The sequence below is a fragment of the Ruegeria sp. HKCCD7181 genome (assembly GCF_057221055.1).
Genome location: NZ_JBWVBC010000007.1, coordinates 238,546 through 253,717 on the forward strand (window position 1 = coordinate 238,546; position 15,172 = coordinate 253,717).

General features: G+C 58.1%; 13 protein-coding genes. 3 read left to right on the plus strand and 10 right to left on the minus strand.

The window, feature by feature from the left end; translation table 11 throughout:
• Positions 1-2: 2 nt before the first annotated feature.
• From AC2TCY_RS15500 to AC2TCY_RS15515, 4 genes are all read right to left on the minus strand, one after another.
• Positions 3-878: a F0F1 ATP synthase subunit gamma gene (locus tag AC2TCY_RS15500; RefSeq protein ID WP_480848683.1), complete on the minus strand. Its 876-nt coding sequence runs from the start codon at positions 876-878 to the stop codon at positions 3-5.
• Between the two features lie 15 nt (positions 879-893).
• A complete protein-coding gene (atpA, locus tag AC2TCY_RS15505) occupies positions 894-2,432 on the minus strand; it encodes a F0F1 ATP synthase subunit alpha (protein ID WP_480848684.1) in 1,539 nt (512 codons plus the stop codon).
• Positions 2,433-2,993, minus strand: coding sequence for a F0F1 ATP synthase subunit delta (locus tag AC2TCY_RS15510; RefSeq protein ID WP_480848686.1), 561 nt, complete (start codon positions 2,991-2,993; stop codon positions 2,433-2,435).
• Between the two features lie 312 nt (positions 2,994-3,305).
• Entirely contained in the window at positions 3,306-4,040 is a 735-nt protein-coding gene (locus AC2TCY_RS15515) for a class I SAM-dependent methyltransferase (RefSeq protein WP_480848688.1), read from the minus strand.
• Positions 4,041-4,101: 61 nt separating this feature from the next.
• On the opposite strand from AC2TCY_RS15515, the gene gloB reads away from it, so the two are divergent.
• Both gloB and clpA read left to right on the plus strand, forming a co-directional pair.
• Positions 4,102-4,869, plus strand: coding sequence for a hydroxyacylglutathione hydrolase (gene gloB / locus AC2TCY_RS15520; protein ID WP_480848689.1), 768 nt, complete (start codon positions 4,102-4,104; stop codon positions 4,867-4,869).
• Positions 4,870-5,042: 173 nt separating this feature from the next.
• Positions 5,043-7,367 carry an ATP-dependent Clp protease ATP-binding subunit ClpA gene (clpA, locus tag AC2TCY_RS15525; protein WP_480848690.1) on the plus strand — a complete coding sequence of 775 codons (2,325 nt, stop codon included), beginning with the start codon at positions 5,043-5,045 and terminating at the stop codon, positions 7,365-7,367.
• Between the two features lie 410 nt (positions 7,368-7,777).
• Here the strand turns inward: clpA and AC2TCY_RS15530 are convergent, their stop codons facing one another.
• The 3 genes from AC2TCY_RS15530 to AC2TCY_RS15540 form a co-directional block, all read right to left on the minus strand.
• Positions 7,778-9,457, minus strand: coding sequence for a peptidoglycan -binding protein (locus tag AC2TCY_RS15530; RefSeq protein ID WP_480848692.1), 1,680 nt, complete (start codon positions 9,455-9,457; stop codon positions 7,778-7,780).
• A gap of 3 nt (positions 9,458-9,460) precedes the next feature.
• Entirely contained in the window at positions 9,461-10,639 is a 1,179-nt protein-coding gene (locus AC2TCY_RS15535; RefSeq protein ID WP_480848693.1) for a biopolymer transporter ExbB, read from the minus strand.
• A 70-nt stretch (positions 10,640-10,709) separates the two neighbouring features.
• On the minus strand, positions 10,710-11,240 hold the full coding sequence (locus AC2TCY_RS15540) for a gamma-glutamylcyclotransferase (protein ID WP_480848694.1): 531 nt from the start codon (positions 11,238-11,240) through the stop codon (positions 10,710-10,712).
• A 67-nt stretch (positions 11,241-11,307) separates the two neighbouring features.
• Here AC2TCY_RS15540 and AC2TCY_RS15545 point away from each other — a divergent pair, with 67 nt between their 5' ends.
• Positions 11,308-12,309: a DUF2125 domain-containing protein gene (locus tag AC2TCY_RS15545; protein WP_480848696.1), complete on the plus strand. Its 1,002-nt coding sequence runs from the start codon at positions 11,308-11,310 to the stop codon at positions 12,307-12,309.
• Here AC2TCY_RS15545 and AC2TCY_RS15550 read toward each other — a convergent pair.
• From AC2TCY_RS15550 to hisC, 3 genes are read right to left on the minus strand one after another with little or no spacing between them, the layout of a single operon-like run.
• Positions 12,306-13,154, minus strand: a complete 849-nt coding sequence (locus AC2TCY_RS15550; RefSeq protein ID WP_480848697.1) for an extensin-like domain-containing protein — start codon at positions 13,152-13,154, stop codon at positions 12,306-12,308. The genes AC2TCY_RS15545 and AC2TCY_RS15550 overlap by 4 nt on opposite strands.
• Positions 13,154-14,071 (minus strand): prephenate/arogenate dehydrogenase family protein, encoded by a 918-nt coding sequence (locus AC2TCY_RS15555; protein WP_480848699.1) that lies wholly within the window; start codon positions 14,069-14,071, stop codon positions 13,154-13,156. Before AC2TCY_RS15555 ends, AC2TCY_RS15550 begins: the two co-directional genes overlap by 1 nt.
• Positions 14,068-15,153 (minus strand): histidinol-phosphate transaminase, encoded by a 1,086-nt coding sequence (gene hisC, locus AC2TCY_RS15560; protein ID WP_480848700.1) that lies wholly within the window; start codon positions 15,151-15,153, stop codon positions 14,068-14,070. Before hisC ends, AC2TCY_RS15555 begins: the two co-directional genes overlap by 4 nt.
• Positions 15,154-15,172 lie beyond the last annotated feature (19 nt).

Below are 15,172 nucleotides of genomic sequence, written 5' to 3' on the forward strand. Positions count from 1 at the left end.
TCTTACAGCGCTTCGGCGCCGGAAATAATTTCAATCAGCTCGTTGGTGATCACAGCCTGACGTGAGCGGTTGAACTGGATCGTCAGCTTGTCGATCATCTCACCCGCGTTACGTGTCGCGTTGTCCATCGCGGACATCCGTGCACCCTGTTCAGACGCTCCGTTCTCGAGCAGAGCCGAGAAGATCGCGGTCGCAACTCCCTTGGGCAGCAGGTCGGCCAGAATGGCCTCTTCGCTGGGCTCATAGTCGAAGATGGCACCGCTGTCGTCACCCTCGGTTTCCTCGAACGAGGCGGGGATGATCTGCTGTGCCGTCGGGATCTGGGTCACAACGTTTACGAACTTCGAGTAGAAGATCGTGGCAACGTCGAACTCGCTCCCGTCGAAGCGGGACAGGATGTCCTTCGCGATGTCCTGCGCGTTGGTATAGCCCAGACGCTTGACCTCGCTCAGGTCGACATGTCCAACGAACAGATCCCCCAAATCACGCTTCAGCGCGTCGCGGCCCTTCTTGCCGACAGTCAGAACCTTGACTGTCTTGCCCTTCAGGCGCAGCTCTTCCGCCTTCTGACGGGCCAGCTTGGCGATGTTCGAGTTGAAGCCGCCACAGAGGCCGCGTTCAGCTGTCATGACAACCAGCAAATGGACATCATCACTGCCCGTACCCCGGAGCAGCTTGGGGGCGCTGTCGCTACCCCCGACCGATGCCGCTAGCCCGGCCATCACGGCGTTGAACCGCTCGGCATAGGGACGCGAGGCTTCGGCAGATTCCTGGGCGCGGCGCAGTTTTGCAGCCGCGACCATCTGCATGGCCTTGGTGATCTTGCGGGTCGATTTGACCGACTCGATCCTGTTTTTAAGGTCCTTAAGATTTGGCATATGCCCGCCTCTCCCTTAAGCGAAGGTTGCGGCGTATTCGTCCAGCGCAGCCTTGATCTTGTCGGAAGCGTCACCCTTGATCTTGGGATCTTCGTCCGTGATCCACTGAAGCAGGTCCGCGTGTTTGCCACGCAGGTGCGCCAGCAGGCCAGCTTCGTAACGTCCAACATCAGATACTTCGATCTTGTCGAGGTAACCGTTGGTACCGGCGAAGATAACGCAGACGATTTCAGCGTTGGTCAACGGCGAATACTGCGGCTGTTTCATCAGCTCGGTCAGACGCGCACCACGGTTCAGCAGCTGCTGAGTTGCGGCGTCGAGGTCGGAACCGAACTGCGCAAACGCAGCCATTTCGCGGTACTGCGCCAGTTCCAGTTTCACTGGACCTGCAACCGATTTCATCGAGTCGGTCTGAGCCGAAGAGCCCACACGCGAAACCGACAGACCGGTGTTCACAGCAGGACGGATGCCCTGGTAGAACAGTTCGGTTTCAAGGAAGATCTGACCGTCGGTGATCGAGATCACGTTGGTCGGGATAAACGCCGAAACGTCACCACCTTGGGTTTCGATAACCGGCAGAGCGGTCAGCGAGCCGGCACCGAAGTCCTCGTTCAGCTTGGCCGAACGCTCCAGCAGGCGCGAGTGAAGGTAGAAAACGTCGCCAGGATAGGCTTCACGTCCGGGCGGGCGGCGCAGCAGCAGCGACATCTGACGATAGGACACAGCCTGTTTCGACAGGTCATCATAGATGATCAGAGCGTGGCGGCCATTATCACGGAAGAACTCGGCCATCGCCGTTGCGGCATAGGGTGCCAGGAACTGCATCGGCGCCGGGTCGGACGCGGTTGCGGCCACGACGATCGAATAATCAATCGCACCGGACTCTTCCAGTTTCTTCACCAGCTGCGCAACGGTCGAACGCTTCTGACCGATCGCGACGTAGACGCAGTACAGTTTTTTCGACTCGTCGTCGCCTGCTGCGTCGTTGTAGGTCTTCTGGTTCAGGATCGCGTCCAGAGCAACGGCGGTTTTGCCGGTCTGACGGTCACCAATGATCAGCTCACGCTGGCCACGGCCAATCGGGATCATCGCGTCAACCGATTTCAGGCCAGTTGCCATCGGCTCGTGCACCGATTTACGCGGGATGATGCCAGGCGCTTTGACGTCTGCAACGCCGCGCTCGGTGGATTCGATGGGGCCCTTGCCGTCCAGCGGGTTGCCCAGACCGTCAACGACACGGCCCAGCAGGCCGTTGCCAATCGGAACGTCCACGATCGAGTTGGTGCGCTTGACGGTGTCACCTTCTTTGATGTCACGGTCGGAACCGAAGATAACGACACCAACGTTGTCGCTTTCCAGGTTCAGCGCCATGCCCATGATGCCGCCGGGGAATTCGACCATTTCACCCGCTTGCACGTTGTCCAGGCCGTATACACGGGCAATCCCGTCACCGACGCTCAGCACGCGGCCGATCTCGGCCACTTCGGCTTCCTGACCAAAATTCTTGATCTGGTCCTTCAGGATTGCAGAAATCTCTGCAGCTTGGATTCCCATTTATCCGACCTCTTTCATTGCATTCTGTAGGGAGTTGAGCTTCGAACGGATCGAACTGTCGATCATTTTCGAGCCCACTTTAACGACAAGACCGCCGATGAGGCTTTCATCAACGGTCGCATTGATTGTCACGGTCTTGCCCACACGCTCGGACAGCGTCTTGGACAGTTTTTCCATTTGGGTCTTGGTCAGCGCTTTGGCAGAGGCAACATCGGCAGTCACTTCGCCGCGTTCGTCTGCTAGCATGTCGCGCAGTACCTGTACCAGCTGCGGTATTACAAACAGGCGGCGTTTTTCAGCCATCAGGCCCAGCGTATTGCGCAGAATGGTGTGCAAACCCATTTTGTCGGCAACCGCCGTAATCGCTGCTTCCTGTTCGGAGCGGGAAATCAACGGCGATGCAATCAGGTCGCGCAAATCGGCGCTTTCGCCCAAAGCTGCTGCCAGATCATTGATGCCGGTTTCCAGACCTGAAAGGTCATTATTCTCTTTGGCGATCTCGAAGATCGCAGTGGCATAGCGCTCGGCGATGCCTGTGGAAATCGAAGCTGGTTCGGACACGTCCACCCTTCCGATATTTTGGGCCCCGAATTCGCGTGCGGCAGCTACCCCGGGGGCGTGAAGAAACCCCGTCCATAAAGGGCGGGGATCAAAATCACCGGGGATGTAGCAGAGCCGAACCCAGCTAGCAATATATTATCACGGGAACCACTTTATCCACAAAGCGTTATATTTCAGCAACTTAGGCAAGGTGCGACCCTTTTATCCGGCTGTGAGGCGGGAAAAATGTTACCAAAGTGTAGTTTTTTGCGATTCCTGTGACCTATTTCCCTCAATTTCCGTGCTGGATGCGATGAAATCCGGCCTGTGACGCTAGGCCGGTTTTAACAGTCCATCAAGCGCCTTGATCGGGCGGCGTTCGGTGTCTTTTGTGACACTTCCGCTTGGCGGCCTGATCTGTTTGGTGGCTTCGACCATCAGAACTCCGCCGGCCATCACAGTCGGCAGGCGCTGTCCTGTTTTCTCGATCAGGTTGCCCGATTTCAACCAGAACCGACGGAACGACGGTGGCAGGTACAGGGCCGAGCAATGGTTCTCGGGGATAAAGTGATGTGCCTTGAGCTGGCTTTCCAGTTGCGTCGCGGAATAGGGGCGACCAAATCCGAACGGGGTCCGATCTGATCGCGACCAAAGCCCCGTACGGTTCGGGACGACAAACAGCGCACGCCCGCCGGGCCCCAACACGCGCCAGCATTCGTCCAGCAACTGGCTTGGCCGACCCGACGTTTCAAGCCCATGCATGACGACCAGCTTGTCCACGTGACCCGTTTCGATCGGCCAGAGCGTCTCTTCTGTTAAAACCGAAACGTTTGGCATTCCCGCCGGCCATGGCATGACTCCTTGCGGACCGGGCATCAGCCCGATCACGCGCCGGGCATCAGCCAAATAGGGGCGCAGCAAGGGAACAGCGAACCCAAAGCCTACGACTGTTTGTCCTTTTGCTTCAGGCCATAGCCCGATCAACCGCCCGCGGATCGCCGCCTGCGCTGCACGTCCCAACGTGCTGCGGTAGTAGAAATTCCTTAGATCCTGCACATCAAGATGCATTGCGGACACCTGATCAATCGGCTTAGCTGGGCGCAGTCTAGCAACGAAAGGGCAAAAGGCCATGCCTCTTGAGATCGTCACCATCCCATGTCTCAGCGACAACTATGCCTTTCTGGCCCATGATGCCAACAGCGGCGAAACCGCGCTGGTCGATGCTCCTGAGGCGGACCCCGTCCTTTCAGAGCTGTCAGCACGAGGCTGGCGGCTGAGCCACGCATTGCTGACCCATCACCACTGGGATCATGTCGACGCCCTGCCCGCAATCCTGGAGCAGCATCCCGCCCAGGTAATTGGCGCAGCCGCAGATGCGTACCGGTTGCCTCGGCTGGATCGACAAGTGGCAGAAGGCGATACTTTTACCATCGGCGGCGAACCCGTCGAAGTTCTGGAGGTCTCGGGCCACACTATTGGCCACATCGCGTTCTATTTGCCCGAAAGCCACGCGGTTTTTACCGCCGACAGCCTGATGGCGCTGGGTTGCGGCAGATTGTTCGAAGGCAGCGCGCCGCAAATGTGGGAATCACTAGGCAAATTGGCCGCCTTGCCCGATGACACTCTGGTTTATTCCGGCCACGAATACACCCAGTCCAACGCGAAATTTGCTGTTACAATCGACCCGGACAACTCTGCCCTGTTGAACCGTATTGCCGACATCGACCGCGCGCGCGCGGCCGGAGAAGCAACGGTTCCATCTCTTTTGGCACTCGAGAAAGAGACAAATCCGTTCTTGCGCGCCTCTGATCCTGCGATTCAGGCCAGGCTTGGAATGGAAAATGCACCCCCTGCCGAAGTGTTTGCCGAAATTCGGGCTAGAAAAGACAGGTTTTAGTACCTATTTCGCCTTCCTCACGGCCACGGTCACAGGAAATGTGACTGTCAAGTGAAAGAAAACCCTTGAAGCCGGGCCACGATCAACCAAACTCTAATAGTATGAGGACATGGTTGGATGGGGTTCCGGCCGACGCCTGCCCCCGTTCCGACCCAAGACAGAGGAGCACCCGCGTGCCTTCATTCTCGAGCACACTAGAACAAGCCATTCACGCGGCCTTGGCAGCTGCGAATGAACGGCGGCATGAATTCGCAACGCTGGAGCATCTGCTGCTGGCGCTGCTGGAAGAACCCGATGCCATTCGGGTTATGAAAGCCTGCAGCGTCGATCTGGACGAATTGCGCAGCACTTTGGTTGAATTCATTGACGAGGATCTGTCGAACCTGGTCACGGATATCGATGGGTCTGAGGCCGTTCCAACTGCAGCCTTCCAGCGCGTCATTCAACGCGCCGCGATTCATGTGCAAAGCTCGGGCCGGACCGAAGTAACCGGCGCCAACGTGCTGGTAGCGATCTTTGCCGAGCGCGAAAGTAATGCCGCATATTTCCTGCAGGAACAGGATATGACTCGCTATGATGCGGTCAATTTCATCGCGCATGGTGTAGCAAAAGATCCGGCATATGGCGAAAACCGCCCGGTGTCGGGTGCAGATCAAGTCGAGGATGAGGCGCAGCCTGCCGCCAGCGAAGGCGAGCAGAAGGAAAGTGCGCTTGGAAAATACTGTATTGATCTAAACGCCAAATCTCGCGCGGGCGAAGTGGATCCACTGATCGGTCGCAGTGATGAGGTCGAGCGGTGCATTCAGGTGCTGTGCCGTCGTCGCAAGAACAACCCGCTGCTAGTCGGAGACCCCGGCGTCGGCAAGACTGCGATAGCCGAAGGTCTGGCGCATAAGATTGTGTCCGGCGATGCGCCCGAGGTGCTGTCCCAAACCACGATTTTTTCGCTGGACATGGGCGCCCTGCTAGCGGGTACCCGCTATCGCGGTGACTTCGAAGAACGTCTGAAAGCCGTCGTGACCGAGCTTGAAGATCATCCGGACGCGGTGCTGTTCATTGACGAGATTCACACTGTGATCGGAGCTGGCGCAACGTCAGGGGGCGCGATGGATGCGTCGAATCTGCTGAAACCTGCCCTGCAGGGCGGCAAGCTGCGCACGATGGGGTCAACAACCTATAAGGAATTCCGTCAGCACTTTGAAAAGGACCGCGCCTTGTCCCGCCGGTTCCAAAAAATCGACGTGAACGAGCCTTCGGTCGAAGACAGCATCAAGATTTTGCGCGGTCTGAAACCTTATTTCGAGAAGCACCACGAAATCAAATATACCGCTGATGCGATCAAGACAGCGGTGGAACTGGCCGCACGCTATATCAACGACCGGAAATTGCCAGACAAGGCCATCGACGTGATCGACGAGGCCGGTGCGGCACAGCATCTGGTCGCGGAAAGCAAACGCCGTAAAACAATCGGCGTCAAAGAGATTGAGGCGGTTGTTGCCAAGATCGCTCGTATCCCACCCAAGAATGTCACCAAAGACGATGCAGAAGTTCTGAAAGACCTTGAAGCCTCGTTGAAACGGGTGGTGTTTGGTCAGGATGAGGCCATCGAGGCACTTTCCAGCGCAATTAAACTGGCCCGTGCCGGACTGCGCGAACCTGAAAAGCCCATCGGCAACTACCTGTTCGCTGGTCCGACTGGTGTCGGTAAAACAGAGGTTGCGAAACAGCTGGCAGACACGCTCGGTGTGGAACTGCTGCGCTTCGACATGTCGGAGTACATGGAGAAACACGCGGTAAGCCGTCTGATCGGCGCGCCTCCGGGATATGTGGGCTTCGATCAGGGCGGTCTGCTGACTGACGGCGTCGACCAGCATCCGCATTGCGTGCTACTGCTCGACGAGATCGAAAAGGCACATCCGGACGTGTTCAACATCCTGTTGCAGGTGATGGACCACGGCGAGCTGACCGATCACAACGGCCGCACCGTTAACTTCCGCAACGTGGTTTTGATAATGACCTCGAACGCGGGTGCGCAGGAACAGGCCAAGGCCGCCATCGGGTTTGCCCGTGATCGTCGCGAGGGCGAAGACACCGCTGCCATCGAACGTATGTTCACGCCAGAGTTCCGCAACCGTCTGGACGCCGTGATCTCCTTCGCGCCGCTGCCGAAAGAGGTCATTCTGCAAGTGGTCGAGAAATTCGTATTGCAGCTTGAAGCACAGTTGCTGGATCGTGGCGTGAGCATTGATCTGACACCGAAAGCTGCCGAATGGCTGGCAGACAAGGGCTATGATGACAAGATGGGCGCGCGTCCGCTGGGCCGTGTGATTCAGGAGCACATCAAGAAGCCATTGGCCGAAGAGTTGTTGTTCGGCAAACTTGCGAAAGGTGGCCTCGTTCGCGTTTCGGTCAAGAAAGGCGAGCTGGATCTGGAAATCCTGGGCCCCGATCAACCGCGCATTCCAGGGGACAAACCCCCGTTGCTGACTGCGGACTGATCCATTCGGCATCGAATTACGAATTTGAACACCCGGCGGTTAAATCCGTCGGGTGTTTTCTTTTCATCTCGGTGCGTCATGACTTATGTACTTGGGGCGTGCTATTTTCGAATTCCCATTCCAGGAAACGGCGATCTCCCACGCGAACGCTTCAGTTGGATCATTGAACAATAGGAAGAATGGTCATGAAGATTGCCGGGGTCAGGGACACCTGGATCAATGTAACGGGGCGCCTACGGTTCAGCTGAGTATCCCTCTGGAACATATACTTACTTCCGGGCCGAGGGCTTCCCTGTTGCTCCATGCTGCATCGCGGGAACTCCAGACAAGAGGTTCCGTTTCGGGCGACGATAACGCTATGCGCAACCCGGCATTTGGACGTGTGCCCCGGTTCCTTTGAGTAACCTGACTTACCTTTCGGTGAGCTTCAGTTCGATCCGTCTGTTCTGTGCCCTTGCTTCCGGCGTGTCCGCCGGATTGACGGGCTGGAACTCTCCAAACCCGTTAGCGGCCAGCCGATCCGGCGGGATACCCAGAGCGTCGACCATGAAGCGCACAACTGACAAAGCACGGCCCTGGCTGAGCTCCCAATTGTCACGATAGCGCCCGGACCCGGCCAGCGGCACGTTGTCCGTGTGGCCATCGACCCGGATCACCCAGTTCAAACCTTCGGGAATTTCGGCCGCGACGCTGCGCAGAATGTTGGCTACTTTGGCAACCTCCTGCCTGCCCTCGCCAGACAAAACTGCCGACCCGGTGTCGAAAAGAACCTCAGAGGAGAAAACAAAGCGGTCGCCTTCGATGCGCACTCCTTCCTGATCGCCCAGCACATCCCTTAACCGGCCAAAGAACTCAGAGCGATAGCGTTGAAGGTCTTCAGCTTGCGCGGTCAGTTCCTGGTTTTGGCCAGCCAGCGCCTCGGCCTCGGCTTCCAGGCGAATGCGCTCGGCCTCTTCCAGCAAACGACGACGGCGTTCTTCCGAAGCCGCACGAGCCAGCGCAGCATTCAAGTCCTGCCCAAGCGTCTGAATTTGGATTTCAGCCGCAGCGTTGCGATCTTCGTAATCGTCCAGCAGAGCCTGAAGCGAGCCCAATTGGCCCCGCAAAGCCGACATCTGCTGATTGAGCAAAGCAGTCTGGCGTTGCGCCGCTGTCGAAATCTCTTGTTCCGACGCGAGCGTCTCCCGCGCCACCGCCAACAGCGCGGCGCGCTCTTCAGCCAGCGTTTTTTGAGCCTGTGCCTCGGCCTGAGCCTGCGTCTGCGCATCCAGCGCGGCTTGCAGCTGGGCCTTCAGTTCTTCTGCGTTCAGTTCGCCGAACTGCCGCTCCAGCTCAGCTTTAGCAGCCTGTGCTGCAGCCAACAGAGTCAGCGTATCCTCGGCTTCCTTGCGCTGCGCTTCCAGCGCAAGCGTCATCGCCGTCAACTCGGCATCTGCATTCTTTAGACGGTCGCGCAAGGTTTCAGCCGCAGCGGTCTCTGCCAGACGGGCTGCTTCTTCTTCCGAAAGCTGTTGTTCAAGATCAGAAATCTGCGCGGCCTGTGCAGCATCCGTTGTTTCCAGGTCAGCCACTAAAGCTTCCAGCGCCTCGCGTCGGGCAGCAGCAAGACGCGCCGCTTCGGCCTGCGCGTCAATCTCCTGACGACTTTGGGCCAAAGCAAGATTCAACGTATCCTGTTCGGTCAGCAACTCGTCCCTCTGGCTTTCCAGCGCCGCTATATTGCCCTGCGCCCGTTCCTGCTCGGTCAGCAGAGCGGCAACTTGCGCTTCGAAATCGGTGATGCGGGTCCTAGCCAGTGCCAGATCCTCTTCGACGGTGGACAATGTCGTGTTTAACGCGCCCAGACGCGCTTGCAGGCGGCTGTTCTCACGCTCTTCCAACCCCAGCGCCCCGGCCAGCGCTGCGATCTCATCTGACAAGGCAGTCAGTTCGTCCTCTTGACCCGAGATCGTTTCGCGCAGCACGAACTGCACCACCATGAAGATGGTCAGCACAAAGGTCAGCACCATCAACAGGCCAGTCATCGCATCCACGAAACCGGGCCAGACCGACCCCTGGAAACGCTGACCGGTGCGACGGGACAGGGCCATACTTTATTCCCCTTCCGGCGGCGTTCGCACAGCACCCCGAGGCAGCGTCAGCGCCTTGACCAGCAGTTCGAAATCCTTGCGCAGCTCGTTCATGCTGTCCTGCCGTCCGGCAGAAATTTCCTCCAAGATGCGCAGCAACTGCACGTCCATTGAGCGCAGCCGCATTCGACTTTCGGCATCTATGCCCTCGCCTGCACCATGGTCACGCATATGGTCCAGCAAGGCGTCTTGTCCCAGCGCGACACGTTCCAGCGCCGCTGTGACGCCTTCGGTCTGGGCTTGACGCTGGTTCATATCGCCGATCACATCGACAAGCTGGCCCAGTTTGGAAGACACTTCGATGCGGTCTTTCTCTTGCGCCGAGAACATGTCTTGAAGGGCGTCCATCTGCTCGGCCATCGCGTCCAGTACGGGCGTCAGCACGGCCAGTTCCGCACCGCCTTCGTCGGTTCCGCTGAAACCGACGCGAGTGATGCCGGACAACCATTCCTCGAGCTCTCGGTAGAACCTGTTCTGGCCATGGCCGGCGAACAGCTCCAGCAGGCCAACGATCAGCGACCCCGCCAGACCAAGCAAAGATGATCCAAAGGCGACACCCATACCCTGTAGCTGAGACTCCAGACCGGTCATCAGGCGGTTGAACACCGCCAGCCCCTCTTCACCCGCCTGTGGGTTCAGGCTGCGGATCGTGTCGACAATTGCAGGAACTGTCGTTGCCAGGCCAAAAAACGTACCCAAAAGGCCAAGGTAAATCAGAACGTTGGTAATGTAGCGCGTGATCTCACGCTCTTCTTCGATCCGCTCGGCTACCGAATCCAGAATGGATCGGGTCGAGCTGGAGCTGATCTGCGATCGCGCACCCCTTGCTCGCAACAGCGAGGCCAGCGGCGCCAACAATTGCGGCGTGCTGGTGTCGTCACGTTCGACCCCGCCGACAAAGGCTTCGATCCAGCGGACCGACCCGATCAGCTGAGTCACCTGCAAAAAACAAGCCAGTACACCAACGACAAAGACCAGCAGAATAAACCCATTCAGGTACAGGTTCGCCTGAATGACGGGCAACACATAAGGCAGTGCCAGGAACACACCCGCTCCCGACAGCCCAATTGCGATCAGCATCATCAAGATCTGACGGATCGGTTGCGAGAAATGTGGTCTCGCGCCCTGCTGTGCCTGCGCCATGCGCGTAGTTCCCGGTATTTTTCTGCTCTGGGCCAGAGCCTAGCGAAAACCTGCCGATGACGCCAAGGGTTTATCCGCTAATTGTGCGTACCCGTTGCGACAACCACTCAAGATCTGGGTCGTTCAATCCGATCTCGTCCAGATGTGAGGCAGTGTTGTACAGATACTCGGTATTCGGACCCCGGCCACCGACCGCATGTGCGATGATCTGGGCCTGCCTCTCCAGAGGCATACCACCGCAATACTGCACGTGGTGCGGATCAATCACATAGGTCACCGCGTTTACGACCTGCCCGCAATCCAAATGCACATCCAACATTCGCTCCAGATAGGCTGAAGAAATCAGCTCGCGCTCGCGCAGCTCATCCAGCGTCCGCTCTTCGTGGCCATCTTCGACGGCTAATGCCAGCCCGGTGCAGCGTGCGTCTGTCTGCTCGTCCAGGGCCAGTACCAGACCTGGCTTTTCCTCAGTTCCTCGGTGGTGGATCGAACTCATGCAAAAGGACCGGGCATAGCCATGCAGCGTGGCGCGCTCGCTGCGGGCAATAGGGAATCCCGGGTTCCACAGCAGCGATCCATATCCGAAAACCCACATCGTCATAGCACTGGTCCTTGCCCGTTTACGCCTATAAACATCAAATCCAAGGCAGGAAAAAGGGCCATTTGCCATGCGCCGTCTGATACGAGTATTCATTTTTGCAGCCGTCGTGTGGAGCGCATATTGGTTCATCGCCGGATATGGGCTGCGGACTGCCATAACAGGTTGGTTCGACAAACAACAAAATCTCGGCTGGCAGGCAGATTTTTCCGGCGTCGAAACAGCCGGCTACCCGACACACCATATGACGCGACTGGCCAATCCGGCGCTGGCGGATCCCGTAAACGGCACGGCATGGAGCGCGGATTGGATCGAATTTCAAAGCCCTGCCATCTGGCCCGGCCGTCAGGTATTGCGCTTTGCCGATACCCCGCAGAGGCTGTCGTATTTTGATCAGACAGCGACAATACAAGCCGAAGACTTGCTGGCCGAGCTGCAATTGCAACCGGGTGTCGCACTGACATTGGAAAAAATGGCCCTGACAGCCGACGCTTGGTCTATTACGAACGACGAGAATCCCCTGGCGGGCGGTAACACACTCGCACTCGCCATGGAACAGACGCCCAACCCCAACGCATACGTCATTGCTGCCCGTGCTGATGGCTTTACCCCGGGCGACGACCTGCGTGACCTGATGCGCTCGGCCACTTCATTGCCACAGGCATTCGAAACGCTTGAGCTGGATATGACAGCCACGTTTGACAAGCCTTGGGACAGGACTGCGTTAGAAGAAAGCAGACCCCAACCAACAGCCATCGATCTGCGGCTGGCCGAGGTTCACTGGGGTGAGCTTCGCCTGTTCGCCGCTGGCGAACTGACTGTGGACAACCAGGGCATCCCGACCGGTGAAATTGCCGTCAAAGCTGAGAACTGGCGCGACATGATTGCCATGGCCAATGCCGCAGGTGCGCTGCCCGATAAGGCGGTAGATCCTGTCACACGTGCACTGAACTTCATGGCCGGATTGGGCGGCAATCCCAACGCACTGGACTTGCAGCTGAATTTTCGGGATGGATTTGTGGCCTTGGGGCCGTTGCCATTAGGTCCCGCGCCGCGACTGATCTTACGCTAACGGCAATAGGGTCCGCTTCGGTGTCGGGCGGTATCCAGATGGAAGTGGTCGCGGTGATATCGATCCGAATTAGGGCCCAAAACCGTGCCAAACGGCCCGCAAGCCCCACGCCAGACCTTAGTCAGCTGTTTTTTCGACGGATTCTTGCGCCAACCGTTCAGGACGGTAACGACCTCACCGTCTGCCATTTTGAAGCCCGAGATGTCGATGGCCCGCCCCTTGCCGTGTTCCGAAATCCGCGCCCCCTTACGATTGTTGCGCGTTCGGCAGGCGTAATGGGCCGCAATTTGTAGTTCCGCCACCGGCCCCCGTCTTTTGAAGGTCGGTTTCACTGTCTTGTCGACCCATTTGTTCAGGGCAATCGCCGTGCCGCAGTCCATGGTCGACGGGCGGCTCAGAGCCACACCGGAAACGGATGTGATCTGAACTGCCTCTTTGATGCCGCAGGCGTTGATCTTGCCCGGAACTTTGCCCACCGGCTTACCCTGAATGGCTATGTCTCCGCAGACGGATCCTTTGCGCAGTTTACGTCTCTTGAACAAAATCTCCTGCTCCAAGGACTTGGGCCGCATGTAAGGCATAAGAGATGTGTCAGGTCCAAGCAGAGGCAGATCAGCCGCACGCGCAGCAGTCGCAAGAACCTGGGGAGAAGCCGGGCGCAATGCGGGGCGCACTCTGGCGTCGAGTACCACTGGCGCCGCGCTGACAATTGCCGCCACTTGTACCACCGAGGCTCCGGCTGGGCGGATCAAGGGAACAAGGGACCGGTCGAGAGGAGCCGCCTGACCGGTTACTGCCATGACAGCCCCAAGCACAAAAAGAAAGTGGCCCCAGCGTAGTCGCATCAGCTTGTCTTTCCGCGTCCGAAATCCGGAGCGTCTGTATCCTGCCCCGCGTCGATGATCCCACGTCGGATCGCGCGCGTGCGGGTGAAATAGTCGAACAGATGATCGCCGTCACCAGTACGGATCGCCCGTTGCAGGGCAAAAAGTTCTTCCGTGAAACGGCCCAGAATTTCCAGCGTCGCATCCTTGTTGCTTAGAAAAACATCCCGCCACATGGTCGGGTCCGAGGCTGCAATACGGGTGAAATCCCTGAAACCGGCGGCCGAGTACTTGATCACCTCGGTATCTGTGACGCGCCGCAGGTCGTCGGCCACGCCTACCATCGTATAGGCGATCAGGTGCGGCGCATGAGACGTCACTGCCAGCACGAGGTCATGATGGTCGGCGTCCATTTCATCGACATTTGACCCAAGCCCTTCCCACAACGCGCGAAGCTGCGTTATCGCCTCGGGGTCAGAGTTTTCTACCGGCACCAGCAAGCACCAGCGATTATCAAACAACTCGGCAAACCCGGATTCCGGCCCGGAATGCTCCGTTCCGGCCAAGGGGTGAGCCGGGATAAAATGCACCCCGCCTGGAACATGCGGCCCGACCGCTTGAATTACAGCCCGCTTGACTGAGCCTACGTCGGTCACAGTCGCGCCCGGCTTCAACACGGGGGCAATGTCTTTGGCCACTGCGCCCATAGCCCCGACCGGAACACACAAAACAACCAGATCCGCCCCCTCGACCGCCTCTTGCGCGGTGTCGCATACCCTGTCGCAAAGCCCGATGCGGCGCGCGGTGTCACGGGTCTCTTCCGAGCGGGCGTAACCTGTTACTTCACCAGCCAGTCCGGCGCGTTTAATCGCCCAGAACATGGACGAAGCGATCAGGCCCAGCCCGATCAGCGCCACACGATCGTATATCTGGCTCATGCGGCGTCTCCCTTGAACGCAGTGATGGCTGCTACAACGCGGCGGCAGGCTTCTTCGTCACCTACGGTGATCCGCAGGGCGTTCGGCAGGTTGTACCCCGCAACACGGCGAACGATCAAACCCCGGGTTTTCAGAAAGTCGTCACAGGCCTCAGCCTCAACCCTATCAGCAAAGCGCGCGAGGATGAAATTTGTGCAGGACGGATCGGACGGAACACCGATCTTCTCCAGCTCTTCCGCCAGCCAAACTCGCAAACGCGCGTTTTCCGCGTGGCAGAAAGTCAAGTATTCCTCGTCCTGAACGGCTGCTTCAGCCGCGGCCATAGCGGTCAATGAAAGGTTGAATGGCTGACGTACCCGGTTGAGAACGTCTATGATATCTCGTTGTGCATAACCCCAACCAACGCGCATGCCGCCCAAACCGTAAATTTTCGAAAATGTCCGCGTCATGATGACATTGGGATAGCGATCGACCAGGCTCGCGCCACCGTCGAAGCCTTGGACAAATTCCGCGTAGGCTCCATCCAGCACCATTAGGCAGGTCTTAGGCAACGCATCAGCCAGGCGCATCAATTCTGCGTCGGAGATCATTGTCGAGGTCGGGTTGCCCGGATTTGTGACAAAGACGATTTTAGTTTTCTCGGTGACGCCAGCCAAAATCTCATCGACATCCACCTTGCGTTCCCGCTCGGCGACCATCACCGGTCTTGCCCCAACCATGCAGGCAATAATTGGGTACATGGAAAATCCGTGCTCAGTATAGATCACTTCATCTTCCGGCCCTGCATAGGCATGCGCCACAAATTGCAAGACCTCGTCGCTGCCAACACCGCATATGATCCGCGCCGGGTCCAGACCATGCCGATCCGCAATCGCCGCGCGCAAGCCAGCATGATCTGTGCTGGGATAGCGATGCAGGGTCGCGGCACTACCGCGCACTGCCTCGATCGCTTTGGGGCTGGGACCAAAAGGGTTTTCGTTCGAGCTTAGCTTTATGACGTCTGCCACACCCGCGATATGGGATTGGCCGCCCTGATACAGCGCGATGTCCATAATACCGGGTTGCGGGGTGATTTTGGTCATGAGAGGCTCCTTACGTGGG

Bases quoted from the DNA above. Each gene is read 5' to 3' on its own strand.
- AC2TCY_RS15500 (WP_480848683.1), bottom strand. From the start codon at position 878: ATGCCAAATCTTAAGGACCTTAAAAACAGGATCGAGTCGGTCAAATCG.
- atpA (WP_480848684.1), bottom strand. From the start codon at position 2,432: ATGGGAATCCAAGCTGCAGAGATTTCTGCAATCCTGAAGGACCAGATC.
- AC2TCY_RS15515 (WP_480848688.1), bottom strand. From the start codon at position 4,040: ATGCATCTTGATGTGCAGGATCTAAGGAATTTCTACTACCGCAGCACG.
- gloB (WP_480848689.1), top strand. From the start codon at position 4,102: ATGCCTCTTGAGATCGTCACCATCCCATGTCTCAGCGACAACTATGCC.
- AC2TCY_RS15530 (WP_480848692.1), bottom strand. From the start codon at position 9,457: ATGGCCCTGTCCCGTCGCACCGGTCAGCGTTTCCAGGGGTCGGTCTGG.
- AC2TCY_RS15535 (WP_480848693.1), bottom strand. From the start codon at position 10,639: ATGGCGCAGGCACAGCAGGGCGCGAGACCACATTTCTCGCAACCGATC.
- AC2TCY_RS15540 (WP_480848694.1), bottom strand. From the start codon at position 11,240: ATGACGATGTGGGTTTTCGGATATGGATCGCTGCTGTGGAACCCGGGA.
- AC2TCY_RS15545 (WP_480848696.1), top strand. From the start codon at position 11,308: ATGCGCCGTCTGATACGAGTATTCATTTTTGCAGCCGTCGTGTGGAGC.
- AC2TCY_RS15550 (WP_480848697.1), bottom strand. From the start codon at position 13,154: ATGCGACTACGCTGGGGCCACTTTCTTTTTGTGCTTGGGGCTGTCATG.
- AC2TCY_RS15555 (WP_480848699.1), bottom strand. From the start codon at position 14,071: ATGAGCCAGATATACGATCGTGTGGCGCTGATCGGGCTGGGCCTGATC.
- hisC (WP_480848700.1), bottom strand. From the start codon at position 15,153: ATGACCAAAATCACCCCGCAACCCGGTATTATGGACATCGCGCTGTAT.